Below are 23,799 nucleotides of genomic sequence, written 5' to 3' on the forward strand. Positions count from 1 at the left end.
CTGTTCAAGCGGCTCGAAGCCCATGTGCTGGCCGCTTCACGTCTGCACGGCGACGACACGACGGTGCCGGTCCTGGCCAAGGGCAAGACTGATACCGGCCGATTATGGACGTATGTGCGCGATGACCGACCGTTCGGCGGCGCCGATCCGCCGGCGGCGGTGTTCTATTATTCCCGCGATCGTCGAGGGGAACATCCCGCGGCGCATCTCGCCGGCTGGAGCGGCATTCTGCAGGCCGATGCCTTTGGCGGTTATGGCGAGCTCTATGCGACGGGTCGTCAGCCGACGCCTGTTCTGGAAGCCAGCTGTTGGGCTCACAGCCGGCGCAAAGTGTTCGAGCTGGCTGATATCGAAGCGGCGGTGCGCAAGAAGGCGCGCGGCGACAAGCCCAACCTGGTCTACCCGCTAGCGGTTGAAGCCGTGAAGCGCATCGATGCCCTGTTCGATATCGAGCGCGCGATCAACGGCCTGTCGCCGGCCCAACGCCACGCCGTGCGCCAGGAGCGGAGCGTGCCGCTGGTCACCAAGCTCGAGCGCTGGATGATCGAGACGCGCGACAAGCTCTCGCGCGGGCACGACCTGACCAAGGCCTTCAACTACATGCTGCGCCGCTGGTCATCCTTCACCCGGTTCCTCGACGATGGGCGGATTTGCCTATCGAACAATGCAGCCGAGCGAGCCCTGCGCGGCATCGCTCTCGGTAGAAAGTCCTGGCTGTTCTGCGGTTCCGATCGCGGCGGACAGCGCGCTGCCGTTCTCTACAGCCTGATCGTCAGCGCCAAGATGAACGATATCGACCCTCAGGTCTGGCTCGCCGACGTCCTCGCCCGACTGCCCGCCTATCCGGCCCATCGGATCGATGATTTGCTGCCGTGGAATTGGAGATCCGCAAAACTGCGGCCCCAACCAGCGGCGGCCTGATCATGCAGCGCTACACCGTCGAACGTGTCGCCAGGGACCTCGGCGTCAGCGAAGCGCTCATCCAGGAACTGACCCTCGGTCTCGAGCCCGAGGACGGCGTCATCTGGGTGTACGGCGCCCAATGATGACGACGGGATCTTGGCATTCACCGATGAAGGCATCGAGGAGGTCAAACTCCTCCTCGAAGAATATCATCGCGTCTCCCCATCGAAAGCTTGACCCCAGCACCGCTGTGCTCAGGTGCTCATGGCCGCCGGATACGCACGTCTGCGATCTTCACCGGATGCGTACTATTCTGACTTCCACCGTTGCTGCTCATTAAGTGCCAACGTGTGGACGACTTCGAGAATTTGCGCGCTCAAAGCCAGATCTGTTGAAAGCAGTGCCTTGCTCGCTGATCGCTTTGTGTCGATGCGTATTCCAAATACCGGCACGGCCACCCTCGTGTTCGCGATCAGCTAACCCCCGACAACACGAGGCGAAATTTTCGAGCATGAATTCACCAATCTATCTTACTGACGATAAGACTGAAGGCCGCGTCATGCCGGGGCGGCCTGGGTTATGGAAGCGGATGTTTACGGTTCTCAAGCGTGCGGAGAAGGACTGACGCCACGGAGAGATGGTCTAAGCAGAGGTCAATTGTGTCGGGCCTATCAATTTCGTTGTCGTGGCCACGGGGATTTCGGATTCCAGACATTGCTCCTGCGAACACGTGCCGGAATCCCAACTGCTCATCGGTGTCGCTCATGCTCTGAAGTTCATTAAGCTGAATCCGTGGGGTTTTTGGATCGAAGGCTGTCATCATCAAACTGAATCCGGTGTCTTTGACCCCGGATATTTTTTCACCCGATTGTCGATGAGTTTGAAGGCTTCGAACGTTGCGTGGGAGTAATGGCCGTTATCAAACAGCTTCAACGACACCTTCGAGATGTCGGGATGGATGTTGCGCTCGTCGAACGGATGAACGCTAACCTGTGCCTCGCTTAAATGCGGCTCGCCAACATTCTTGGTCGCTCTAACAATCGCCTCAAAGACAGCTAGCGACTTCATGGGTAGAGATGAGTCTTAATGCTCTTGAAGATCGCGTCATATGTATCCTGAGTCCCCTCTGCCGGTAGATTGATCTCTATGCGGACCGTAAGAGCCATGTCCGGCTTCGGGGGGACTTTAGCACCCGGATGTGCAGGGTCGGCGACATCCAAGGGAGCAGCTTCAATTTTAGCTTTCGGGACTTTGGCCGCAGCTGCTTTGGGCTTCTTCCCTCCTGCAACTGCCGCCCCCTTCGGCTCGGCTAATACTTCGTATCCCGCAATGGAGCGAAAGGCTTGGAACACAGCGGCCTGACGGGCTCCGATAACGTCGCTTGTCTTATCAGACTGCCGAAAAAGCCAATGAGCTTCGCTTTCGGCAGGGTCCAAGCTTCATCTCCGTACATCTCAAACAGCTCGGAATAAGAAGTCTTTATCAGCCCAGCGAACTTTGACTGAAATTCCTCCTCGTCATGCGTCGTCAGCACATCGTGAGCATTTTCCTGCCGTTTCCCCTCCTCATCGATCAACCCTATGAACTGGAGGGCGTTGATCACGTAGCTCTCGTTATTAGAGGCCAAACCGTACTTCTTGACCGTTTCAGAGGTAACGGTCGCCGGAAAATTCTTCTTAAGGTAGCCAATCATCTGCGTGATATTGCCTGGACCTGAGATATACCGGATGACTTGCCAATGTTGCCCCCTCCAATTGGTTAAAGTGATCTACATTGCCGCCGAGTTAGGTGCGAGGTCAACACCACCTTCAATTATCCACTTAGTCCATTGGTGTCTGATCGCGATGACTTCAAAAGCCGCCTGTCCGCTTCCCACCCCATACTGGCCGTTATGGGCTACGGACATCAACGGCAGCTTTCACCGCGGAGCGCGTCAATCCGAACGACCGATATTGGGCGCAGTCCTGACGTCCAGATGGCGAACCGCCGGACCGGCCCGAGAAACGGCGCGCTTGAGATCACCCGCGCGCGGCTCTACTAGTCCGAAAACCTCACGCTCACGCCGCGCTGCCGAAAATAAGCCTGCATCAACTTGCGGCCCGAGCGGTTGTTCTGCGCCAACTTGGTCGGATCGAACACCGCCTGTTTTATCCCTTCTCGTGTCAGCGCCGCTTTAAGCGTCGCGATATGTGCGTCGATGTCGGCATTGTCCGCCCGCAGCGAGGCATAGATACTTTCGGTCGCCTGGGCCACGGTCGGTTCGCTCACAGGTGTCGTCCTTTGGTTGGTTGAGCGGCGGCTTACCACAGATTCGCGGCTCGCCGATTCCGATGAGACCGTCAATCGTCTCTACCGGCATAGCAGGTTCCTGGCGCGACCCGACACCCAGTTGGTGGCTGGAGATATCTGCCTTCTGGCAACCGCAAATTGGACTCTAGGTCCAAGTCGCGGCGCTAGCCTGCCGCTCCGCTCCCCCAGGGGCCATGGAAAGCGCCCGGCCCGTCGATACGTTCGAAGCCATGCGCGCCGAAGAAATCGCGTTGCGCCTGGATCAGGTTCGAGGTGCCGCGGCCCTGGCGGTAGCTGTCGAAATAAGCAAGCGCCGACGACAGCGCCGGCACCGGCGAGCCGGCTTCCGACGCCCTTGCCACGATGCGCCGTAGCGATGGATGCGCCTCCTGCATCATCGCGATGAAGGCCGGTGCCATCAAAAGATTGGTGGCCGCCCCGCCGGTGCCGAAGGCTTCCGCCATCGTGTCCAGCAATTGCGAGCGGATGATGCAGCCGGCCCGCCAGATCTTGGCGATGGTCGGCATCGGCAGGTTCCATTTGAATCCCTTCGACGCGCCGCTCATCACCGCGAAGCCTTGCGCATAGGCAGCGATCTTGCCGGCGAACAGCGCCAGTTCGAGATCGTTGAGAAGCGCGTCCTTGTCACCAGAAATCTTGGTCACGCCGCCATTGCCATAGGCCTTTTGGGCGGCCAGACGCTCGTCCTTGATCGACGACAGCACGCGCGCCGCCACCGCCGCCTCGATCGCGGTGGCCGGAATGCCGAGCTGCTGCGCTTCGATGACCGACCATTTGCCGGTGCCTTTCTGGCCGGCGCGGTCGAGGATGATGTCGACCACCGGCTTGCCTGTCTTCGGATCGTCGGCGGCCAGCACCTTGGCGGTGATCTCGATCAGATAGGAGTTGAGCCGGCCCTTGTTCCAGCCGGCAAACACCTGTGCGATCTCCTTCGGGCCCATGCTTAAGCCGTCGCGCAAGATGCCGTAGATCTCGGCGATCATCTGCATATCGGCATATTCGATGCCGTTGTGGATGGTCTTGACGAAATGCCCGGCGCCATCGGTGCCAAGCCATGCCGCACAGGGCTCATCCTTGAACTTGGCCGAAATGGCGGTCAGCACCTTTTCGACGCGTTTCCAGGACTGTTCCGTGCCGCCGACCATGATCGACGGTCCATGGCGCGCGCCCTCCTCGCCGCCAGACACGCCCATGCCGATGAAGGTGAGACCCGAATCGGAAAGCTCGGAGAAGCGCCGCATCGTGTCGCGGAAATTGGCGTTGCCGGCATCGATGACGATGTCGTTGGCCGACAGCACGCCGCGCAGTGCTGCGATTTGCTCGTCGACCGGCTTGCCGGCCAGCACCATGATGATGATCGGGCGCGGCGGCCGGATGGCGGCGGCGAGTTCCTCCAGGCTGTAGCAGGGCACGATCATGTTCTTCAGCGCCCCGGCATTCTCGACAAAGGCGTCGGTGCGCGCGGCGGTGCGGTTGAAGACGGCTATGCGGTGCCCCTTCTCGGCGATATTGAGCGCCAGGTTGGAGCCCATCGTGCCAAGGCCGATCAGGCCGATTTCGGCTTTTTCCATCGTTTCTTCCCTGCTTTCGGATCTTTTGTGAGGCGGCGACTTGTGGCGACTCCCATTCTTCTCGGGATGCCATTCTTGCCGAAATGAATGACGGGCCTGCAGGGCCGCGTCAACCGCCTCGCCGAATTGTGTTGCAGACAGCAAGCTTGTCCTCACGGCCTGATGTCGATCGGCGCCTCTATCTTAACGATCTCGAAATCCGAAACGAGAATATCGAGCCGCGCCGTCCATCGGCCGGGAACCGGGACGACGAGACCGTCGACGCGCCAGGTACCATCGTCGCGCTTTGTTGCCGCGCGTTTGATCAGCTCGATGCCGGCATCGGGTTTTGACAGCACCAACGTCACTTGCTCAGCGTCGAGCGGGCCGAAATCCCCGGTCATGATGACGATCGAGGCGGCAACCGGCCCAACATGGCCGGGCGTGAAGCTGAGGTCGGCCATCGCCTTCGGCGTGTGGATATGCACCGATGCCGGCTGCGCTGCTGCGATCGCCAGGGCGCGTGGCGGCGGCGTGAAGCGCCAGCCGGCGGCAACGCCGAAGATCGCCAGCACGATCAGCATTTCAATGCCGATCGAGCGGAACAGCCTCCTCTGCACTTCCGTGTCTCCCGCTTCGGCCGGACCGGTCAGCTTCCAGCGGTTGGTCGCGGCCAGCGTGAACAGAAAGAACAGCAGCGCCAGCTTGACCAGCAGCAGCCGGCCATAGGCGGTCTCGAGCAAAGCTGCGGGCGCCTGCACCTGGATGATAGCCAGCACGATGCCGGTGGCAGCAAGCACGGCCACGACGGGCAGTATCCCCTGGGAAAACCGGCGCAGGAAAGGCGCGGCCTCAACCGGTTTTCGCCTCATGGCAAGACCGAGCGGCGTCAGCGCCCCGGCCCAGAAGGCAATGCCGGTGCCGTGCAGAAACACCATCGGCTTTGTCAGCCATTGCGGTTCTGCGGCACTTGCATGCCCGCTGGCGGCGAGAGCGGCACCGACACCGGCCAAACCGGCAAGGGCGAACAGTTTTGCACCGCCGCGCGGCCCGACCAGCGACAGCAGGCCAAGCCCGAGCGCCACCAGCGCGACCAGCACCGTCCGGCCGAAGCTGGTGGCGAGCCCGGCCTGCCAGACATCAGGCTGAGCCAGCCGGGTGAGCGGTGCACCGAGCGCGTCCAAACCCTGGAAGCCGAGCGACAAGGGCGCCGCGACAAGGCCGCACAGGATTGCCGTGATGACGAAGCGCTGGCCGGAACGCCCGCCCTTCGCCAGCCAGGCGACGGCAAAGGCGCCGCCGACGCCTAGAAAGAGGCCGACATAGAGAAAGACCTTGCCGATCCAGATCGCCGGCCTCAGACCCCGGTCGACGGCTTCGGAGACGGCCGGCGCAGCACTCGGCGCGCCGATGGAAAACAGCACCGAGCCGCCGACCGGATGGCCATCGGCGGAAATCACCCGCCAGCTCAGCACATGCGTGCCGGATCCGAGCCTTTGCGGATTGTCGACGTCGAGCGTCTGGGCATTGAGCCGAAAGGACGTCAGTGGAACCGGCGTCCCGTCAGGCCGCAGCAAGGTCAGCACCAGCGGCGATACCGGTTCGCTGAAGGTCAGCGAGAACTGCGCCGGGCTCTGTGCCAGTACGACGCCGTCCGTCGGCTCGGTTGTGACCAGCGCCGCGTGGGCGAAGGCCTGACTTGGCGCGGCAATGGTGGCAAGCAGCACGATCGCAGCCAGCAGGCAGATCGCGGGTCGGCCGGCTGTGCGGACCGTTCGCAGGATGGATGCCGCGCTCATGTCACCGCCTCAACGACAGCGGAGTGCTCTTTCGGATAGAGCACGCCGCGTAAGGATCATTTCTTCGGCAGCAGCTTGAGGCCAGGCGCCGGATATTCCAGAGCATCCTCATCCTGCCCGGCCGCTGGAATCTCGATCCAGCGTTCGGCCGCGCCGTCACATTCCTGCACCACCGGGAAGTAGAGCGTTTGGCCGGCCGGCAGGTCCGCCGCCAGTGTGCCGCGGAAGACGAATTCGTCGTAGAATTCGTCCGGCAGGCTGCCGCCGCTCCAGTCGATTTGCTTGGCGCCTGATGTCACCGCCTGGCCGTGGAGCTGGTAGGACTTTTCGTACCTGCCTTGCTTGGCCTGCAGCGTCCAGCCCGGCTTCGGCATCGGCTTTACCGAAATCACCCCTTCCGGGATTTGCACGCGTACGGCGGTCGTCGCCTTGCCCTCACAGCCATGCGGCACGCGCAGGACAGCCTTGTAGGTCGAGCCGACAGGCGCCTCCTGGGTTTCGAGCGTGATATGGGCGAAAGCCGTACCCGTCCCGAAGACGAGAAACGCGCAAGCCGAGAAAAGATACTTGTTCATGATGGTCCCTCTGATTTCCATAATGGTGCTTCTGATTTCGACCTTTAAGATTTCTCCGGATCAATTGGCATGGTCAGCCATGCCGCCCGTTTCGCCGCTGCCCTCGACGGCGAACTCGACGGTCACCGTGCCGGCTTTCTCGAAGGTCAGCGTTGCTGGAAACGTCTCGCCTTGCTTCGGTTGCCGTTTCAGCCCGACGAACATCAGATGATAGCCGCCGGGTGCCAGCGCGACCTTGCCGCCGGCCGGGATTTCGAGGCCCCCGCTGACTGGCCGCATGGTCATGACGCCGTCCTTGACGCCCATCTCATGCAGTTCGGCCTTGGCCGAAATTTCCGAGGAGATCGACAGCAGTCGATCCGGCGAACTGCCGGTGTTGGTGACAGTGAAATAGCCGCCGGCCACTTTGGCGCCGGGCGGCGTGGCGCGCGACCAGGGGTGCCCGATCTTGAGGTCGGCGATCTTGAACTCATGCGCGAAAACGGCCTGGACGCTGACGAACAGCAGGGCGAGGAGGAACACGGTGATGCCGAGTCGCTCCTCGAAGCTGTGCAGGAAGGACCTGTTGCGGCCGAATCGCACGCGGAAAGAATGAGACATGATAGCTCCAGAACTGAGAAATCGGCCGTCGGCCGGTCGCGAACAGTTTCGATGTTGAACGAATTCGCCCGCGAAAAATTCCGCAAGGCGAACTGGGACGGATCAGGCCGTCGTCGGAGGCGCGCGCGGATTCGATGGAGAGCGGTCGCGGGCAAAGTCGATATGCCTGAACGCCGGCAGCACAAAAGCGACGATTTCGACGGAAAAATTGCCGGGCAGCGTGGCGGCAGCTGGTGGCGGCGCATAGGCAGCCGAGGCTACGCCGCAGCCAAGCATGCAGCAAGCCGGCATGTGCTGGTGTGAATCGCCGCCTGGAAGCTCGGCCGCGCCATCCTGGGTGCAGATGACATTGCCGAAAGCGTCGAGTTGAGAAGCATTTGGGCTCAAGCCGAAGGCGAACGCGCCAAGCGCCGACTGGAGCACGAGCAAGCAGGCCACGGCGAACGCGGCCGGCATGCTCCATCGTCTCCGCCGGATATTCAAAGACCTGCCTCTTCACGCAGCAACGGCCAGATACCTAGCACGGGCTCAGCAGGTGGAAAATCGCCAAATCATTGCTGCGGCAACGCGGCGCGATCAATGCATGTCGCCCAAAAGTGCGCAGCGGTTTTGGGAGAACGACATTGCACAAGAACAAGAACTTAAAGCGCGTCGTATTGTTCAGACGCCACGCGCTTTAAGCCCGTTGCGGCTGCTGGCTTTCCGGGATCGACGTCAGCAACGTGTGCCGCGCGGACTTCAGATGCTTGCGGCAGGCGGCGTCGACCTTATCGGGATCCCGCGATTTGAGCGCTGCGATATAGGCCAGGTGTTCCGCGACCGCCACTTCGTTGCGCTCGCGCTCCTGCGCCTTGTTCCACTGGTAGTGGTAGTGGAAGATCATGGCGATGACGTCGTAGAAATCGACGATGAAGCGATTGTGCGACGCGCGGTGGATCAGCCGGTGAAAGCGCTCGTCGAGCTCGGAGAATTCGTTGAAGCGCGTGGCGATCTCGCGCGCCAGGCGGCGATGCTCGTCTTCCAGCAGGTCGAGGTCGGCCCAGACCGGGCTGTCTTCCGGCAGCGCGGCAAAGGCGGCGGCCGAGCGCAGTTCGAACATCTCGCGGATTTCGGTCAGTTCCAGCGCGAAAGCGCGGGTAAAACCTTTCAGCACCCAATGGCTGTTGCGGCGTTTCTCGATCAGCCCGAAGCGGGAAAAGCGGATCAGGAACTCGCGCACGCTGGTGGTGCCGACGCCGATCTCGCGCGCGAGCTCGAGTTCGTTAATCTGCATGCCGGGCTCGGCGCCGCCGGCAAGCAACCGCCGCATGAAGGAGCGCTCGATGATCTGCGACAGCGTGTCGGTCTCTTCCTCGGGGAAAAAGTCGTCCGGCCGCGGCACGCGCAAAACCGTCTTGCTGCGCTTGTTCCAGGTGATCAGCCCCGTCTCTTCCATGCGCGCAAGGATGGTGCGGATCGTCGTGCGGCTGACGCCGAGCAGCGCGCCCAGCTCGGGCTCCGACGGCAGGCTTTTCGTTTCGTCGAGCAGCCGCAGACCGCGATTGTAGGCGTCCTTGTAGACGTTGTTGCTCTTCGACATCCCCTGCCCCGTTGCGCCGGCGCTTGCGGCGGCCGGCTTGAAGCGCGATATGACAAATGTTCCTAGCGCAGGCTCCAAAAAAGCGGAATCGCTTTTCGGAAATCAGCCCTGGTTCACGTATCCGGTCCTCTGCATGTCCATGACAACGCGCGGCGCTGTCACGAAAAAACAATTGACGCAAAACTGTTTTTTCACGATAAAAGACATTAACTGTTAACAGGTGCGTGTCAATCCGCTAGCGCATCCCAGGAACACCCAGGAAACTGCCCGTGAACGCCGCAAACAGCATTCTTCTGTCTCCCGCCGACAATGTCGCGGTTGCCAATGGCCGCATCGAGATCGGAGCGGTGCTGCCGGGCGGCGCCGTTGCCACAGCATTGATCGAACCCGGCCACAAGGTGGCGATCAAGCCAATCGCCGCCGGCGAGGCCGTGGTCAAATACGCCCAGGCGATCGGCCGCGCCACTGAAGCCATCGCGCCCGGCGAGCATGTTCATTCGCACAATCTGGTCTTCGAGTCCGGGCGTTTGCCGGTGGTGCCGCCGAGCGAAGCCGTGCATGCGACCGAGGCCGACCGCGCCCGCACCTTCATGGGCTACCGTCGCGCCGATGGCCGTGCCGGCACGCGCAACTTCATCGGCATTCTCGCCAGCGTCAATTGCTCGGCCACCGTTTGCCATGCCATCGCCGACGAGGCGAACCGCACGCTGCTGCCCAGATATCCGGGGATCGACGGTTTTGTTCCCATCGTTCATGGCCAGGGCTGCGGCATGAGCGCAACCGGCGACGGCATGATGGTGCTGCACCGCACGCTGGCCGGCTATGCCCGCCATCCGAATTTCGGCGGCGTGCTGATGGTCGGTCTCGGCTGCGAGGTCAACCAGCTCACCCTCTATGGCCAGAAGGGTGTCGCCGCGGGAAAACGCCATTTCAACATCCAGGAAGCCGGCGGCTCGCGCAAATCTGTCGAGAAGGCGTTGGTCGTGCTGGCCGAGATCGCCGAGGAGGTCGGCAAGCTTGAGCGTGAGCCAATCCCGGTCAGCGAGATCGTCGTCGGCCTGCAATGCGGCGGCTCGGACGGCATGTCCGGCATTACCGCCAATCCGGCACTGGGCGCCGCCGTCGATATCCTGGCCGGCGTCGGCGGCATCGGCATCCTCTCCGAGACGACGGAAATCTACGGCGCCGAGCATCTGCTGGCCTACCGTGCGGCGAGCCCGGAGATCGCCGCCAAGCTCGACGGCTATGTGAAGTGGTGGGAGGATCATGTTGCCAAGCACGGCGCCTCCATCGACAACAATCCGTCGCCAGGCAACAAGCGCGGCGGCCTGACCACCATTTTGGAGAAGTCGCTTGGCGCGGTCGCCAAGGGCGGCCAGACGCCGCTCAACGGCGTCTTCGGCTATGCCGAAAAGGTCAGCGGCCACGGCTTGGTGTTCATGGACACGCCCGGCTACGACCCGGTCTCCGCCACCGGCCAGGTCGCGGGCGGCGCCAACGTCATCGTCTTCACCACCGGCCGCGGTTCCTGCTTCGGCTGCCGGCCGACGCCGTCGATCAAGGTCGCCAGCAACTCGACCATGTACCACACGATGGAAGAGGACATGGACGTCAATTGCGGCGTCATCGCCTCGGGCGAAAAGACCATCGCCGGCATGGGCCGCGAGATCTTCGAGCTAATCGTCGAGACGGCTTCCGGCCGCAAGACCAAGAGCGAGGAGTTCGGCTACGGCGACAACGAGTTCGTGCCCTGGCACCTCGGCGCGACCCTCTAGCCCGACCGCTAACCGACATCGACAATAAACAGGCCCGGCAACGGCCGGTGGGAGGCTTTGCATGAAGAAACGCCGTGTCGGCAGCACCGCGCTGGAGATAACCGAGGTCAGCTTCGGCGGCGCGGCGGTCGGCGGGCTCTACCGAGCCTGCCCGCGAGAGACGGCGATGCAGACGCTGCAGGTCGCCTGGGATGCCGGCTTGCGGTATTTCGATACGGCGCCCTTCTACGGCTTCGGCCTTTCGGAACGCCGCTTCGGCGATTTCCTGCGCGACAAGCCGCGGGACTCCTACGTGCTGTCGACCAAGGTCGGGCGCCTGTTGCGGCCGGTGCCGGAAGACCAGATCCCGGACCATTCCTATGTCGATCCGCTGCCCTTTGCGCTCGACTATGACTATTCCTATGACGGCATCATGCGCGCGGTCGAGTTTAGCTATGCGCGGCTTGGCCTCAATCGAATCGACATCCTGTTCGTCCACGACATCGGCGCCTATACGCATGGCGTCGAGAAAACGAAGCTGCATTTCCGCCAGTTTATGGATGGCGGGCTAAAGGCGCTGGAGGAGTTGAAGTCGTCCAGGGTCATTTCCGCCTACGGCCTTGGCGTCAACGAGGTTCAGATCTGCCTTGATGTGCTGCGCCAGGCGCCGCTCGACTGCATCCTGCTGGCCAGCCGCTACTCACTGCTCGACCGCACCGCCGAAGCCGAATTGCTGCCGCTTTGTCGGCTTCGGCAGACCTCGCTGATCATCGGCGGCGTCTTCAACTCGGGCATCTTGGCGACCGGTCCGGTGCCGGGTGCGCATTTCGACTACCTGCCGGCCACCGAGGACATTCTCGGCCGCGTCGGCGCCATGGAGAAAATCGCAGCGGAGGGCGGCTACCCGCTTGCAGCGGCGGCGTTCCAGTTCCCGCTGCACGAGCCTGTGGTGGCATCCGTACTGACGGGTACGGCCAAGCCCACCAACCTGACGCGTAACCTTGAACTGCTCGGCGTCAAGGTGCCGGAAACCGACTTCGCCAAATATGATACTTACACGATCGTGCAGCAGCTCGGCTGATGCAACTTCCAAACTGTCAGGCAATGAGGATCGGCAGGACGCTTTCTTCCGATCGAGCCCATACGGAAAGCGATACGAAACACCGCTTGCGTCGACCGCACCGATAGACTATCAAAATGCGGCAAATGTTTTTTATTGATAAAGTTCTGTTTGGCAGCGCCTATCCGAATGGAGTTTCGTAACGTTCACCGGGCGACTTAGGGAGGAAACCTAATGAAATTCGTGACAAGCATTCTCAACCGCCGCGCATTCGTGGCGCTCACCGCTGCCTCGATGCTTGCCGGCGTGATGCATTCGGCGCCGGCTTCGGCGGCGGACGTAACCATTCCGATCATCGTCAAGGACACCACCTCTTTCTACTGGCAGATCGTCCTGGCTGGCGCCCGCAAGGCCGGCAAGGACCTCGGCGTCAACGTGCCGGAACTCGGCGCCCAGGCGGAGACCGACGTCAACGGCCAGATCTCGATCCTTGAGAACGCCGTCGCCGGCAACCCGGCTGCCGTCGTTATCGCACCGACCGAGGCCAAGGCGCTCGGCAAGCCGATCGATGAGGCAGCCACCAACGTCAAGATCATCGGCATCGACTCCGGCGCAGACTCCAAGGCCTTCACCTCGTTCCTGACCACAGACAATATTCAGGGCGGCCGCGTCGCCGCTGACGGGCTGGCGGCCGCGATCGGCGAAGCCAATGGCGGCAAAATCGAGGGCGACGTCGCCCTGATCACCGCGCTTCCCGGCGCAGGCTCGCTCGAACAGCGCGCCCAGGGCTTCAAGGAACAGCTTGCCGCCAAATATCCCGGCCTCAAGCTCATTGCCGACAAATACGCCGACGGCCAAGCCACTACCGGCCTCAACATCGCGACCGACCTGATCACCGCCAACCCGAACCTCAAGGGCATCTTCGCCTCCAACCTGATCATGGCGCAGGGCGTCGGTCAGGCGATCGCCGAGAACAGCCTTGCCGGCAAGGTCGGGTTGATCGGCTTCGACAGCGACGAGAAGCTGGTCAAGTTCCTCAATGACGGCGTCATTTCCGGCCTCGTTGTCCAGGACCCGTACCGGATGGGTTACGACGGCATCAAGACGGCGCTCGCTGCCTCGAAAGGCGAGAAGGTCGAGGCCAATGTCGACACCGGCGCCAACCTGGTGACCAAGGCCAACATGAAAGATCCGAAGATCGACGCGCTGCTCAACCCGAAGCTCGACTGAGCATCGCACAGGCGAACTGTTTCCGGGGCCTTTCGCCCCGGAAAAACCCTGAAAGTGCTTCGAAATCAGCCGGGCTCAATTAGCTTGACGATGCGACCCCGGCCTGCATCGCTACGTGTCAATCGTGAGGCCAATCTGGGAGGATTGTCATGACGTCGACGGCGCAGGAACTGCATCCGGCCCCAACGCTGGAACCGGGCAGGACGATCCTCGAACTCAAGGGACTGGAAAAGCGATATCCTGGCACGCACGCGCTGAAGCCGGTTAACCTCGCCTTTCAGGCTAGCGAAATCCACGCCATTGTCGGCGAGAACGGTGCCGGCAAATCCACCCTGATCAAGCTGCTGACCGGCGTCATGCCGCGCACCTCTGGCGACGTCCTCTGGGAGGGCAAGCCGGCAGCGCTGGCGACGCCGCATGAGGCGATGGCGCTGGGCATCAATGCTGTGCATCAGGAGGTCGTTCTGTGCCGCCATCTCACTGTCGCGGCCAACATGTTCCTCGGCGAGGAGGATTCCCGCTTCGGCATCCTGCAGCAGCGGGCCATGGTCAGGGAAGCGCAGAAGATCATCGACGATCTCGGCTTCGATCTGCCGGCGCATGTCGTGCTGGGTGATCTGACGATCGGCCAGCAGCAGCTGATCGCCGCCGCCCGCGCTACGGTGCGCGGCACCAAGTTCCTGATCTTCGACGAGCCAACTGCCTATCTCACCCGCAAGGAAGCCGACCAGCTGTTCACGCTGATCCGCCGGCTGAAGGGCGAAGGCGTCACCATCATCTACATCAGCCACCGCATGGAAGAGGTGTTCGAGCTCGCCGACCGCGTCTCGGTGTTGCGCGACGGCACGCTTGTCGGCACCAGGAACATCGCCGAGACCAACGACGCCGAGCTGGTCAAGATGATGATCAACCGCTCAATCGAGCAGGTCTACCACAAGGAGCATTTTACCCCGGGCGCGACGCTCCTCGAAGCCCGAAATCTTTCCGGCAAGGGCTTCGAAAATGTCTCGATGACGGTCCGTGCCGGCGAAATCGTCGGGCTCTACGGCCTGATCGGCGCCGGGCGCAGCGAGTTCGTCACCACGCTCTACGGCCGTCACCGCAAGTCGGCCGGCCAGATCCTCTGGGAGGGCAAGGAGGTTCAAGTCAACTCCGAGCATGACGCTATCAGGCTCGGCATGGCGCTGGCGCCGGAAAGCCGCCGCGACCAGGGCCTCTGCCTCAACCTGCCGGTCGGCCTCAATCTCAATCTGCCGATCTACAAGCGCGTCTCCAGCAATCTGCTGATCTCCAGCGCACAGGAGAAGACCGAGGCGGATCGCCAGATCGCCAATCTCAGGATCAAGACGCCGACGCGCAATGCGCTCGCCTCCAGCCTGTCCGGCGGCAACCAGCAGAAGATCGTCATCGGCAAATGGCTGGCGCACGGCGCCAAGCTGTTCATCTTCGACGAGCCGACGGTTGGTGTCGATGTCGGCACCAAGGCCGAGATCTACCGCCTGTTCAGTGCGCTTTTGTCCAATGGCGCCGGCATCATCCTGATCTCGTCCTATTTGCCCGAGGTCTATGAACTGGCCGACACGCTGCATGTGTTCCGGCGCGGCAAACTAGTGGCCACTCATGGTTTCCACACTGCCGACCATGAGGAGATCCTCACCCAAGCGCTGGCCGAGAAACAAGAAAAACCGGGAGGACAGATATGAGCACCGAGGCGATCCCGGCCGAAAGGCCGAAACGCAACTACAACGCCCTGTTCGGGCTGACACTGCTGGCGCTGCTGGTGCTTTTGTGGATCATCCTGTCGGTAGCGACGCCGAGCTTCGCCTCCGCCAACAACATCTCGAACCTGTTGCGGCAGGGCTCGATGATCGCGATCCTGGCAGTCGGCCAGACCTTCGTCATCATCACCGGCGGCATCGACCTCTCCGTCGGCGCGGTCGTTGGCTTTGCAACCGTCATCGTGGCGATGCTGATTAATGCCGGAGTACCGCTCTTCCTCGCCATCCTGATCACCTTACTGGTCGGCGTCGCCATCGGCATGTTCCATGGCTTCGGCATCGTCAAGATGGGCCTGCCGCCCTTCATCATCACGCTGGCGACGCTGACATCCTTGCGCGGCATCGGCCTGTTGATGACCAACGGCAACTCGATCTCGATCAACAACGACGCCTTTCAGCTGTTTTCGCGCAGCTCCTTCCTCGGTGTTCCCAATCTGTTCTGGATGGTGATCCTGGTCGGCATCCCCGCCTACGTCTTCCTGCATCACAGCCGCTGGGGCCGGTATCTGTTCTCGGTCGGCTCCAACGCCGAGGCCTCGCGTCTGTCCGGTGTCAACGTCCAGCGCACCATCTACATGGCCTATACACTGTCGGGCCTCTGTGCGGCTTTTGTCGGCGTGCTGCTTGCCTCGCGCATCGGCATCGGCAATCCAACGCAGGCCGAGGGTTGGGAATTGCAGGCGATCGCCTCGTCGGTGATCGGCGGCACCTCGCTGTTCGGCGCCGTCGGCTCGGTGCACGGACCGCTGCTTGGCGCCTTCATCCTCGCCACCATCAACAACGGCGCCAATCTCTTGAACGTCAATGCCTTCTGGCAGCGCATCATTACCGGCGTGCTGATCATCGTCATCGTCTATTTCGACGGCCTGCGCCGGCGCGGCAAGTAGACTATCGTAACAACCGCCGGCCCGGCGCTAGCGGGGCCGGCGGTTCCATGAACAGACTGGATAACAAGCATGAAAGCCGTCGTCTGCCGTTCGCCCGGTGAGCTTGTTCTGGAAGACCGCCCGGCGCCAGGCACACCACCGCCGGGCTGGGCGCTGGTCGCGGTCAGTCATGTCGGCATCTGCGGCACCGACTATCACATCTTCGAGGGCAAGCATCCGTTCCTCGCCTATCCGCGTATCATGGGCCACGAGGTTTCCGGCACCGTGATCGAGGCCGGCGAAGGCGTCGATCTGGCCGTCGGCGACCCGGTGATCATCAATCCCTATCTCGCTTGCGGCAAATGCATCGCCTGCCGGCAAGGCAAGCCGAATTGCTGCGTCAGGATCGAGGTGCTCGGCGTGCATCGCGACGGCGCCATGTGCGAACGGATCCTGGTGCCGGCGCAAAATCTCTATCCGGCCAAAGGCCTGTCGCTGGCCGACGCCGCCGCCGTCGAATTCCTGGCGATCGGGGCGCATGCCGTGCGGCGCTCGCTGGCTGATTCCGGCGCGCGCGCGCTGGTCATTGGCGCCGGTCCGATCGGCCTCGGCACGGCACTGTTTGCCCGCATCGCCGGCCTCGAGGTGACGCTGCTCGACGTGAGTGCCGAGAGGCTGGGTTTTGCTGCAAGTGAACTCGGCTTCGCGACCCTCGACGGTTCGAAGGGATCGGCAACCGATCTGGTGCGGGAGGCGACCGGCGGCGAAGGCTTTGACGTGGTTTTCGACGCCACCGGCAACACCCAGTCCGTCCAATCAGCCTTCGCCTATGTCGCCCATGGCGGGACGCTGGTCCTGGTCAGCGTCGTCAAGGACGACATCGTCTTTTCCGACCCCGAATTCCACAAGCGCGAAATGACGCTGATCGGCAGCCGCAACGCGCTGCGCGCCGATTTCGACCATGTCGCCGCCTCGATCCGCGACGGCGCTGTGCCGCTGGCAAAGCTCGTCACCCATCGCACGACACTTGGCGAGACGCCGCGCGACCTTGCCCGCTGGGCACACGAGAAATCCGGCCTGATCAAGGCTGTGATCGAAGTCGGGTCATAACACGGCAGGCGGTGAACCCGGCCCGAATTGACAACGCCCCGCGCAGGTCGACCCCCACTCCGTCTCGGCTTCGCCGAGCCACCTCTCCCCCGATCGACGGGGTAGAGGAAAGGTGCGAGCCTATTGCAGCCAACGCTCCTCAACCAGACTCCCTCCTTCTCTCGCCGTCAGCGGGCTCCCTTCCTCTCCCTCCGGAGGGGGGAGAGGTGGCTCGGCGAAGCCGAGACGGAGTGGGGGAAGGCGGTCCTCAAACGCCAAGCCGCTGACAAGTAAGCGCGACCGAGCTGGTATGATATCAGCGTGAGTCAGATAAATCACGGTCTCGTATAAGGCCGGCACTACCTACAGCGCCGACAATTTGAGCTCGACCCGCTCCGCCGGGAACCGCGTTTCGGCGAACTGGATCGGCTGGCCGTCCGGCGTGACATTGACGGCGACCGTGACCAGCACGATGGCGCCAGGTTGCAGATCAAGATCGGCGAGATCGGCGGCATCTGCGTGGCGGGCCGACAGCACCGTCGATTGCCTGAGATAGTCAGCGATGCCGAAACGCCCGAGCGAGGCTGTGATCGATCCGGTTTCGGCGATGGCGGCATCGATGCCGGCGAAGCGTTCTGCGTCGAACCAGCCAGTCGCACGCGAGACCGGCTGCCCATCGGCTTCGCCGCGTGTCTCAAGGCGTATCACACTCGTGCCCTTGGCAAGTCGTAAGCCTTCGGCGACGCGCCGGCTGGCCGGCTCGACCGCCGATTCGAGCAGCACGCTGCGGCGCTCTGACGCCTGCCCTTGCAAGCCCTCCGAAAAACGGGTGCGGGCGCCGATCGGATAGGACAGGCGCTTGCGCGACAGCACGAAGGTGCCGCGCCCCTGTTCGGCCCTGAGCACGCCGTCCTGCACCAGTGCGGCGATGGCGCTGCGCACCGTATGGCGGTTGACGCCATAGCGCTCGGCCAGTGCAACTTCCGGTGGCAACGCGGCATTCTCGGCAAAGTCGCCGACGGCGATCGAATGCATGATCTGGTCGGCGATCTGCCGCCACAGCGAGACGCCGCTGCGCCGCTCCAAGCTGCTGGCCATCTGCTGACCGATCATCTCTTGCCCCGATCTTTTTCGCCCTGTCATCCATCCGTCATGGACACGCCTTAGAGAATAGGTATAATTTGTATAATTGTCTACATCATTATACAAATTTGCAACGAGAAGGACTGGCGGCCATGCGAGGACAGGAAGCGCGCGATCAGGCTGAGCGCAAGACGGTCATGGCGACGCTGGCGCAATCGACCGGCGACGATATCGTCCGCCTCTGGAACGAAGCCGGCCTGCCTTCGGAAGCAGAACTCCTGCGCGGCCCCGAAACCGGCCTGGTCACCGTGCGCGGCCGCATCGGCGGCGGCGGCGCGCCGTTCAACGTCGGCGAGGCGACGGTCACCCGCGCTACCGTCCGGCTCGCATCCGGACAGATCGGCCACTGCTACGCGCTCGGCCGTGACAAGCAGAAAGCAAAACTGGCGGCGATCGCCGACGCGCTCTGGCAGGATCCCACCCGCCGCAACGAGGTCGAGACCAAACTCATTGCGCCGCTGCAGGCCGCACTGGCCAGCGGACGTGAGCGGCGGCGCGCCGAGACGGCGGCAACCAAGGTCGATTTCTTCACCATGGTGCGCGGAGAAGACTGATGGAAATCGCAACGCAAGCGATCGAGGGCGGCTTTGCCGATCCGGTATTCGACGCCCAGACGGTGTTCCGCGCCGTGATGGATGCGATGGCGCGGCCGGGCACCCTGCAGCCCCTGACGATCTTTGCCCGCCCGCCGGCGCCACTGTCGGCCACCGCGGGCGCCATCGCGCTGGCGCTGTGCGACAACGACACGCCGCTCTGGCTCGACCCCGCCTTGCAGGCTCCTGCGACGGTGAGATCCTGGCTTGGCTTCCACACCGGCGCGCCGCTGGCCAACACGCCGGCCGACGCGCATTTCGCGCTGATCGCCACACCGGCCGAAATGATGGCGCTCGACGGCTTCTCACAGGGCACCCAGGATTATCCCGACCGCTCCACGACGCTGATCCTGCAAGTCGGCGATCTCGTTTCAGGCGCCCCTCTGCTGCTCGAAGGTCCCGGCATCGAAAAGACTGCAACCATCGCGCCAGCGCAGATGCCGCGCCATTTCGTCGAACAGTGGAAGCAGAACAACCAGCGCTTTCCGCGTGGCGTCGACATCGTCCTCGCCACCCCGGACGGCGTCGCCTGCCTGCCGCGCACGACGCGCATCAAGACGATGGAGGCGTGACATGTATGTCGCGGTAAAAGGCGGTGAAGCGGCCATCGCCAACGCCCACAGCCTGCTGGCCGACCGCCGGCGCGGCGACCGCTCGGTGCCGGCGCTTCGCCTCGACCAGATCGTCGAGCAACTGGCGCTCGGTGTCGACCGGGTGATGAGCGAAGGCTCGCTCTACGACAGGGAATTGGCGGCGCTCGCCATCGTCCAGGCGCGCGGCGACATGATCGAGGCGATCTTCCTCGTTCGCGCCTATCGCACCACGCTGCCGCGCTTCGGCTATACCAGGGCGATCGACACCGGCGCGATGCTGGTCGAGCGGCGCGTGTCGGCGACCTACAAGGATCTTCCTGGCGGCCAGCTGCTCGGCCCGACCTTCGACTATACCCACCGGCTGCTCGATCCCGAGCTTGCCGCGGGCGGCGACGTCGCCGAGCCGCTGCAGCGCGAGAGCGAGGCTGAAGCCATGCCACGTGTCTCCGCGATCCTCGCCCGCGAAGGCCTGATCGAGCCCGACGGCGACATGCCGCAAGACCATGTCCCCGGCGACATCACCCGCGAGCCGCTGGAATTTCCGATGGCGCGCGACATCCGCCTGCAGGCGCTGTCACGCGGCGACGAGGGTTTTTTGCTCGCGCTCGGCTATTCCACCCAGCGCGGCTATGCCCGCAACCATCCCTTCGTCGGCGAGGTTCGCATCGGTGAGGTCGCGCTGGAACTCGATGTTCCCGAGCTGCCATTCCCAGTACCGCTCGGCTCCGTTCGCGTTACCGAGTGCCAGATGGTCAACCAGTTCAAGGGCTCGGCCAAGGCGCCGCCGCAATTCACCCGCGGCTACGGCCTCGTCTTCGGCCAGAGCGAGCGCAAGGCGATGGCCATGGCACTCTGCGACCGCGCTCTTCGTGCAACCGAATTCGGCGAGGATGTCGTCGCCGCAGCCCAGGACGAGGAGTTCGTTATCTCGCATTCCGACAACGTCCAGGCGACCGGCTTCGTCGAGCATCTGAAGCTGCCGCACTATGTCGATTTCCAGGCCGAGCTCGACCTGGTGCGCCGCATGCGCGCCGAGCACGACGCCCGCGAGAATGCCGGCAAGGCCGAGGAGAAAAGGGAGGCCGCGGAATGACCGCACAAGCAACCGACATCGCCACCTACAACTTCGCCTATCTCGACGAGCAGACCAAGCGGATGATCCGCCGGGCGATCCTCAAGGGCATCGCCATTCCCGGCTACCAGGTGCCGTTCGCCTCGCGCGAAATGCCGATGCCCTATGGCTGGGGCACCGGCGGCGTCCAGGTCACCGCCTCGATCATCGGCCCCGACGATGTGCTGAAAGTCATCGACCAGGGCGCTGACGACACCACAAACGCCGTCTCGATCCGCGCCTTCTTCAAGAAGGTCGCCAATGTCGCCGTCACCACCGAGACGGCCAAGGCCACCATCATACAGACCCGCCACCGCATCCCCGAGCACCCGCTGACCGCAGGCCAGGTGCTTGTCTATCAGGTGCCGATTCCCGAGCCGCTGCGCTTCCTCGAGCCGCGCGAAACGGAAACGCGCAAGATGCATGCGCTGGAGGAATACGGCCTCATGCATGTAAAACTCTACGAAGACATCGCCAGGCATGGCCGCATCGCCACCACCTACGCCTATCCGGTCAAGGTCGAGGGTCGCTATGTGATGGATCCGTCGCCGACGCCGAAGTTCGACAATCCGAAAATGCACCGTTCGCCGGCTCTGCAACTGTTCGGCGCCGGCCGCGAGAAGCGCATCTATGCGCTGCCGCCTTTCACCGATGTGGTCAGCCTCGACTTCGAGGACCATCCCTTCGAGGTACAGACCTTCGACCAGCCCTGCGCGCTGTGCGCGGCCGAGAACGTCTATCTCGACGAGGTCATCCTCGACGACCATGGCGGCCACATGTTCGTCTGTTCCGACACCGACCATTGCGAGAAGCGGCGCGAACAAGGCCATCGCGGCCACCTTGCGCCTGAAACCCCTCGTGCCCTGGAAAAAACGGAGCCGGCGCAATGACCGACGAACCGCTGCTGCGCGTTTCCGCGCTGTCCAAATTCTATGGCTCGCGCGTCGGCTGCGAGAACGTCACCTTCGACCTGTGGCCGGGCGAGGTGCTGGCGGTAGTCGGCGAATCCGGTTCCGGCAAGACGACGCTGCTCAATTGCCTGTCGACCCGGCGGCTGCCGAGCTCCGGCACCGCCAGCTACCGCATGCGCGACGGCCAGTTCCGCGAGCTTTACCGCATGAGCGAGGCCGAGCGCCGCTTCCTGATGCGCACCGACTGGGGTTTTGTCCACCAGAACCCGGCCGACGGGCTGCGCATGACGGTGTCGGCCGGCGCCAATGTCGGCGAGCGGCTGATGGCGGTCGGCGACCGCCACTATGGAAAAATCCGCACCACCGCCGTCGACTGGCTGTCGCGCGTCGAGATCGACGAGGACCGCATCGACGACGAACCACGCGCCTTCTCCGGCGGCATGCGCCAGCGCCTGCAGATCGCCCGCAACCTCGTCACCGGGCCACGGCTGGTGTTCATGGACGAGCCGACCGGCGGCCTCGACGTTTCCGTGCAGGCGCGCCTGCTCGACCTGTTGCGCGGCCTGGTCACCGACCTTGGCCTGGCGGCCATCGTCGTCACCCACGACCTTGCGGTGGCGCGTCTGCTGTCGCAACGCATGATGGTGATGAAGGACGGCCGCGTCGTCGAAAGCGGCCTCACCGACCGCGTGCTCGACGACCCGCGCGCGCCCTACACCCAGCTTCTCGTTTCTTCGATACTGCAGGTGTAACCATGGCAACCCCGCTCGTCGTCTCCGATGTCGCTAAGAGCTTCACCATGCATCTGCGCGACGGCATCAATCTGCCGGTCGTCACCGGCGTGTCGTTCTCGATCAGGAGCGGCGAATGTGCGGTGCTCGGCGGCCCGTCCGGCGCCGGCAAGAGCTCGATCCTGAAGATGCTCTACGGCAACTACGCCGTCGACGTAGGCCAGATCATCGTCCAGCACGAGGACGGGCTCATCGATCTCGCGACGGCCAGCCCGCGCACCGTGCTTGCCGTGCGCCGGCTCACGATCGGCTATGTCAGCCAGTTCCTGCGCACCGTGCCGCGCGTCTCGGCGCTGGATGTCGTCGCCGAACCGCTGGTCGAACGCGGCGAGGACCGTGACGTTGCGCGCAACAAGGCACGCGCCTTGCTGGCGCAGCTCAACCTGCCCGAAAAACTCTGGATGCTGCCGCCGGCGACGTTTTCCGGCGGCGAGCAGCAGCGCGTCAACATCGCGCGCGGTTTCATCACCGAGCATCCGATCCTGCTGCTCGACGAACCGACCGCCTCGCTCGATGCCAGGAACCGCGACGTGGTGATTGCGCTGATCGCGGCCAAGAAGGCGGCAGGCGTTGCCCTGCTTGGCATCTTCCACGGCCACGACGTGCGCGAGGCGGTGGCCGACCGCGTCATCGACGTGACCGCTTTTGCCGCCGGAAAAATCGCCGCATGACCAGAAAACTGTCGGAAGCGCCGCTGGTCCACGAGACGGCGGAAGTCGAGAACTCGACGCTGGGCCGCTGGACCGAGATCGCCGACCGCTGCCGGGTTTCCGAAAGTACGCTCGGCGACTATTCCTATATGATGCAGGACTGCGGCGTCTGGTGCGCGAGGATCGGCAAATTCGCCAACATCGCCGCCAATGTGCGCATCAACGCCACCAATCATCCCACCTGGCGGCCGACGCTGCACCATTTCACCTATCGCGCCTCGGACTATTGGGACGACGTCAAGCACGAGAGCGAATTCTTCGCCCAGCGCCGCGCCAAGCGCGTCACCATCGGCCACGACACCTGGCTTGGCCACGGCTCGACCATCCTGCCTGGCGTCACCGTGGGTGACGGCGCGGCGGTCGGCGCCGGCGCCGTAGTATCGAAAGATGTCGCGCCCTACACCATTGTCGGCGGCGTGCCGGCGAAACCGATCCGCGAACGCTTCGACCGCCGCACGGCGGAACGCTATCAGGCACTTGCCTGGTGGGATTGGGACCATGCCCGCCTGCGCGCCGCGCTGGGCGATTTTCGCGCGCTTTCGGCGGAAGCGTTTCTGGAAAAATACGGCTGACCGCAGGGCGAACTCCCGTTTCATACCTCTGACACATGAGTCGGACAGGACGCGGTCGGTCTTTCCTGGGATCGCGCTTCACTCCCTCAAACCGCCGCTGGCCGGATTCTTTGCCGGCTCCAATCCTCCCGTGCATCTCGGAAAGCGCTGCGACAGCGCAGACAATTTTCTCGTCGAGCATCGAGGAACTCCTGGTCCTGCGTTGATGGTCGCGTTGCCTCTGCACCTGTGGGCGGTAACAAAACTGACATCAATCCGACACCGCAGTTTCATGCGGCTGCG

The 23,799-nt window shown here is 63.2% G+C and carries 26 protein-coding genes; 15 read left to right on the top strand and 11 right to left on the bottom strand.

Going from position 1 to position 23,799, the window contains the following annotated elements; all coding sequences use genetic code 11:
* Nucleotides 1-921 (top strand): IS66 family transposase (gene tnpC / locus AC0L25_RS24785; protein WP_473597927.1); only part of this gene is annotated, 921 nt, incomplete at its 5' end.
* Between the two features lie 2 nt (nucleotides 922-923).
* Complete coding sequence (locus AC0L25_RS24790; protein ID WP_473597928.1) at nucleotides 924-1,046, top strand: hypothetical protein; 123 nt, start codon at nucleotides 924-926, stop codon at nucleotides 1,044-1,046.
* A gap of 434 nt (nucleotides 1,047-1,480) precedes the next feature.
* Here AC0L25_RS24790 and AC0L25_RS24795 read toward each other — a convergent pair whose 3' ends face one another.
* The 10 genes from AC0L25_RS24795 to AC0L25_RS24840 all read right to left on the bottom strand — a co-directional run bounded on the left by AC0L25_RS24795 (nucleotide 1,481) and on the right by AC0L25_RS24840 (nucleotide 9,316).
* A complete protein-coding gene (locus AC0L25_RS24795) occupies nucleotides 1,481-1,726 on the bottom strand; it encodes a TIGR02391 family protein (protein WP_473597929.1) in 246 nt (81 codons plus the stop codon).
* Entirely contained in the window at nucleotides 1,726-1,971 is a 246-nt protein-coding gene (locus tag AC0L25_RS24800) for a hypothetical protein (RefSeq protein WP_473597930.1), read from the bottom strand. The genes AC0L25_RS24795 and AC0L25_RS24800 overlap by 1 nt, the downstream gene beginning before the upstream one ends.
* Before the next feature lie 241 nt (nucleotides 1,972-2,212).
* Nucleotides 2,213-2,596 carry a DUF5343 domain-containing protein gene (locus tag AC0L25_RS24805; protein WP_473597931.1) on the bottom strand — a complete coding sequence of 128 codons (384 nt, stop codon included), beginning with the start codon at nucleotides 2,594-2,596 and terminating at the stop codon, nucleotides 2,213-2,215.
* Between the two features lie 344 nt (nucleotides 2,597-2,940).
* Nucleotides 2,941-3,171: a hypothetical protein gene (locus tag AC0L25_RS24810; protein WP_095488311.1), complete on the bottom strand. Its 231-nt coding sequence runs from the start codon at nucleotides 3,169-3,171 to the stop codon at nucleotides 2,941-2,943.
* 185 nt (nucleotides 3,172-3,356) lie between these two features.
* Nucleotides 3,357-4,784: an NADP-dependent phosphogluconate dehydrogenase gene (gene gndA, locus AC0L25_RS24815; RefSeq protein ID WP_473597932.1), complete on the bottom strand. Its 1,428-nt coding sequence runs from the start codon at nucleotides 4,782-4,784 to the stop codon at nucleotides 3,357-3,359.
* Nucleotides 4,785-4,936: 152 nt separating this feature from the next.
* On the bottom strand, nucleotides 4,937-6,562 hold the full coding sequence (locus AC0L25_RS24820; RefSeq protein ID WP_473597933.1) for a copper resistance CopC/CopD family protein: 1,626 nt from the start codon (nucleotides 6,560-6,562) through the stop codon (nucleotides 4,937-4,939).
* A gap of 56 nt (nucleotides 6,563-6,618) precedes the next feature.
* Nucleotides 6,619-7,137, bottom strand: coding sequence for a YcnI family copper-binding membrane protein (locus AC0L25_RS24825; protein ID WP_473597934.1), 519 nt, complete (start codon nucleotides 7,135-7,137; stop codon nucleotides 6,619-6,621).
* Nucleotides 7,138-7,197: 60 nt separating this feature from the next.
* Nucleotides 7,198-7,737 carry a copper chaperone PCu(A)C gene (locus AC0L25_RS24830; protein WP_473597935.1) on the bottom strand — a complete coding sequence of 180 codons (540 nt, stop codon included), beginning with the start codon at nucleotides 7,735-7,737 and terminating at the stop codon, nucleotides 7,198-7,200.
* Nucleotides 7,738-7,839: 102 nt separating this feature from the next.
* On the bottom strand, nucleotides 7,840-8,193 hold the full coding sequence (locus AC0L25_RS24835) for a DUF2946 family protein (protein WP_473597936.1): 354 nt from the start codon (nucleotides 8,191-8,193) through the stop codon (nucleotides 7,840-7,842).
* 220 nt (nucleotides 8,194-8,413) lie between these two features.
* Nucleotides 8,414-9,316 (bottom strand): GntR family transcriptional regulator, encoded by a 903-nt coding sequence (locus AC0L25_RS24840; protein ID WP_473597937.1) that lies wholly within the window; start codon nucleotides 9,314-9,316, stop codon nucleotides 8,414-8,416.
* A gap of 269 nt (nucleotides 9,317-9,585) precedes the next feature.
* Between AC0L25_RS24840 and AC0L25_RS24845 the strand changes: the two genes are divergently transcribed.
* From AC0L25_RS24845 to AC0L25_RS24870, 6 genes are all read left to right on the top strand, one after another.
* The gene (locus AC0L25_RS24845; protein WP_473597938.1) at nucleotides 9,586-11,091 is read left to right on the top strand and encodes a UxaA family hydrolase; all 1,506 of its coding nucleotides are present in this window, start codon (nucleotides 9,586-9,588) and stop codon (nucleotides 11,089-11,091) included.
* Between the two features lie 61 nt (nucleotides 11,092-11,152).
* Nucleotides 11,153-12,151 carry an aldo/keto reductase gene (locus AC0L25_RS24850; protein WP_473597939.1) on the top strand — a complete coding sequence of 333 codons (999 nt, stop codon included), beginning with the start codon at nucleotides 11,153-11,155 and terminating at the stop codon, nucleotides 12,149-12,151.
* 213 nt (nucleotides 12,152-12,364) lie between these two features.
* Nucleotides 12,365-13,360 (top strand): ABC transporter substrate-binding protein, encoded by a 996-nt coding sequence (locus tag AC0L25_RS24855; protein WP_352952237.1) that lies wholly within the window; start codon nucleotides 12,365-12,367, stop codon nucleotides 13,358-13,360.
* 149 nt (nucleotides 13,361-13,509) lie between these two features.
* A complete protein-coding gene (locus AC0L25_RS24860; protein ID WP_473597940.1) occupies nucleotides 13,510-15,063 on the top strand; it encodes a sugar ABC transporter ATP-binding protein in 1,554 nt (517 codons plus the stop codon).
* Nucleotides 15,060-16,025: an ABC transporter permease gene (locus AC0L25_RS24865; protein ID WP_473597941.1), complete on the top strand. Its 966-nt coding sequence runs from the start codon at nucleotides 15,060-15,062 to the stop codon at nucleotides 16,023-16,025. The genes AC0L25_RS24860 and AC0L25_RS24865 overlap by 4 nt, the downstream gene beginning before the upstream one ends.
* A gap of 69 nt (nucleotides 16,026-16,094) precedes the next feature.
* The gene (locus AC0L25_RS24870; protein WP_473597942.1) at nucleotides 16,095-17,114 is read left to right on the top strand and encodes a zinc-binding alcohol dehydrogenase family protein; all 1,020 of its coding nucleotides are present in this window, start codon (nucleotides 16,095-16,097) and stop codon (nucleotides 17,112-17,114) included.
* A gap of 342 nt (nucleotides 17,115-17,456) precedes the next feature.
* On the opposite strand, the gene phnF is transcribed toward AC0L25_RS24870, so the two are convergent.
* Nucleotides 17,457-18,206 (bottom strand): phosphonate metabolism transcriptional regulator PhnF, encoded by a 750-nt coding sequence (gene phnF / locus AC0L25_RS24875; protein WP_473597943.1) that lies wholly within the window; start codon nucleotides 18,204-18,206, stop codon nucleotides 17,457-17,459.
* A 122-nt stretch (nucleotides 18,207-18,328) separates the two neighbouring features.
* Here phnF and phnG point away from each other — a divergent pair, with 122 nt between their 5' ends.
* The 7 genes from phnG to AC0L25_RS24910 are packed head-to-tail and all read left to right on the top strand — an operon-like array spanning nucleotide 18,329 to nucleotide 23,517.
* Nucleotides 18,329-18,790, top strand: coding sequence for a phosphonate C-P lyase system protein PhnG (gene phnG / locus AC0L25_RS24880; protein WP_473597944.1), 462 nt, complete (start codon nucleotides 18,329-18,331; stop codon nucleotides 18,788-18,790).
* Nucleotides 18,790-19,401, top strand: coding sequence for a phosphonate C-P lyase system protein PhnH (gene phnH, locus AC0L25_RS24885; RefSeq protein ID WP_473597946.1), 612 nt, complete (start codon nucleotides 18,790-18,792; stop codon nucleotides 19,399-19,401). Before phnG ends, phnH begins: the two co-directional genes overlap by 1 nt.
* A 1-nt stretch (nucleotide 19,402) precedes the next feature.
* Nucleotides 19,403-20,515 (top strand): carbon-phosphorus lyase complex subunit, encoded by a 1,113-nt coding sequence (locus AC0L25_RS24890; protein ID WP_473597947.1) that lies wholly within the window; start codon nucleotides 19,403-19,405, stop codon nucleotides 20,513-20,515.
* Nucleotides 20,512-21,423 carry an alpha-D-ribose 1-methylphosphonate 5-phosphate C-P-lyase PhnJ gene (locus AC0L25_RS24895; protein WP_473597948.1) on the top strand — a complete coding sequence of 304 codons (912 nt, stop codon included), beginning with the start codon at nucleotides 20,512-20,514 and terminating at the stop codon, nucleotides 21,421-21,423. The genes AC0L25_RS24890 and AC0L25_RS24895 overlap by 4 nt, the downstream gene beginning before the upstream one ends.
* Entirely contained in the window at nucleotides 21,420-22,196 is a 777-nt protein-coding gene (gene phnK / locus AC0L25_RS24900; protein ID WP_473597949.1) for a phosphonate C-P lyase system protein PhnK, read from the top strand. The genes AC0L25_RS24895 and phnK overlap by 4 nt, the downstream gene beginning before the upstream one ends.
* 2 nt (nucleotides 22,197-22,198) lie before the next feature.
* A complete protein-coding gene (gene phnL / locus AC0L25_RS24905; RefSeq protein ID WP_473597950.1) occupies nucleotides 22,199-22,906 on the top strand; it encodes a phosphonate C-P lyase system protein PhnL in 708 nt (235 codons plus the stop codon).
* Nucleotides 22,903-23,517 carry a DapH/DapD/GlmU-related protein gene (locus AC0L25_RS24910; RefSeq protein ID WP_473597951.1) on the top strand — a complete coding sequence of 205 codons (615 nt, stop codon included), beginning with the start codon at nucleotides 22,903-22,905 and terminating at the stop codon, nucleotides 23,515-23,517. Before phnL ends, AC0L25_RS24910 begins: the two co-directional genes overlap by 4 nt.
* Nucleotides 23,518-23,799 lie beyond the last annotated feature (282 nt).

This window comes from Mesorhizobium sp. WSM4813 (assembly GCF_055811555.1).

Coding starts and splice junctions, on each gene's coding strand:
- gndA (WP_473597932.1), bottom strand. CDS start 4,784: ATGGAAAAAGCCGAAATCGGCCTGATCGGCCTTGGCACGATGGGCTCC.
- AC0L25_RS24820 (WP_473597933.1), bottom strand. CDS start 6,562: ATGAGCGCGGCATCCATCCTGCGAACGGTCCGCACAGCCGGCCGACCC.
- AC0L25_RS24840 (WP_473597937.1), bottom strand. CDS start 9,316: ATGTCGAAGAGCAACAACGTCTACAAGGACGCCTACAATCGCGGTCTG.
- AC0L25_RS24865 (WP_473597941.1), top strand. CDS start 15,060: ATGAGCACCGAGGCGATCCCGGCCGAAAGGCCGAAACGCAACTACAAC.
- phnL (WP_473597950.1), top strand. CDS start 22,199: ATGGCAACCCCGCTCGTCGTCTCCGATGTCGCTAAGAGCTTCACCATG.
- AC0L25_RS24910 (WP_473597951.1), top strand. CDS start 22,903: ATGACCAGAAAACTGTCGGAAGCGCCGCTGGTCCACGAGACGGCGGAA.
- AC0L25_RS24855 (WP_352952237.1), top strand. CDS start 12,365: ATGAAATTCGTGACAAGCATTCTCAACCGCCGCGCATTCGTGGCGCTC.
- phnK (WP_473597949.1), top strand. CDS start 21,420: ATGACCGACGAACCGCTGCTGCGCGTTTCCGCGCTGTCCAAATTCTAT.
- AC0L25_RS24795 (WP_473597929.1), bottom strand. CDS start 1,726: ATGATGACAGCCTTCGATCCAAAAACCCCACGGATTCAGCTTAATGAA.
- phnG (WP_473597944.1), top strand. CDS start 18,329: ATGCGAGGACAGGAAGCGCGCGATCAGGCTGAGCGCAAGACGGTCATG.
- AC0L25_RS24805 (WP_473597931.1), bottom strand. CDS start 2,596: ATGATTGGCTACCTTAAGAAGAATTTTCCGGCGACCGTTACCTCTGAA.
- AC0L25_RS24895 (WP_473597948.1), top strand. CDS start 20,512: ATGACCGCACAAGCAACCGACATCGCCACCTACAACTTCGCCTATCTC.
- phnF (WP_473597943.1), bottom strand. CDS start 18,206: ATGATCGGTCAGCAGATGGCCAGCAGCTTGGAGCGGCGCAGCGGCGTC.
- AC0L25_RS24850 (WP_473597939.1), top strand. CDS start 11,153: ATGAAGAAACGCCGTGTCGGCAGCACCGCGCTGGAGATAACCGAGGTC.
- AC0L25_RS24790 (WP_473597928.1), top strand. CDS start 924: ATGCAGCGCTACACCGTCGAACGTGTCGCCAGGGACCTCGGCGTCAGC.
- AC0L25_RS24870 (WP_473597942.1), top strand. CDS start 16,095: ATGAAAGCCGTCGTCTGCCGTTCGCCCGGTGAGCTTGTTCTGGAAGAC.
- AC0L25_RS24825 (WP_473597934.1), bottom strand. CDS start 7,137: ATGAACAAGTATCTTTTCTCGGCTTGCGCGTTTCTCGTCTTCGGGACG.
- AC0L25_RS24830 (WP_473597935.1), bottom strand. CDS start 7,737: ATGTCTCATTCTTTCCGCGTGCGATTCGGCCGCAACAGGTCCTTCCTG.
- AC0L25_RS24860 (WP_473597940.1), top strand. CDS start 13,510: ATGACGTCGACGGCGCAGGAACTGCATCCGGCCCCAACGCTGGAACCG.
- AC0L25_RS24835 (WP_473597936.1), bottom strand. CDS start 8,193: ATGCCGGCCGCGTTCGCCGTGGCCTGCTTGCTCGTGCTCCAGTCGGCG.
- AC0L25_RS24890 (WP_473597947.1), top strand. CDS start 19,403: ATGTATGTCGCGGTAAAAGGCGGTGAAGCGGCCATCGCCAACGCCCAC.
- AC0L25_RS24800 (WP_473597930.1), bottom strand. CDS start 1,971: ATGAAGTCGCTAGCTGTCTTTGAGGCGATTGTTAGAGCGACCAAGAAT.
- phnH (WP_473597946.1), top strand. CDS start 18,790: ATGGAAATCGCAACGCAAGCGATCGAGGGCGGCTTTGCCGATCCGGTA.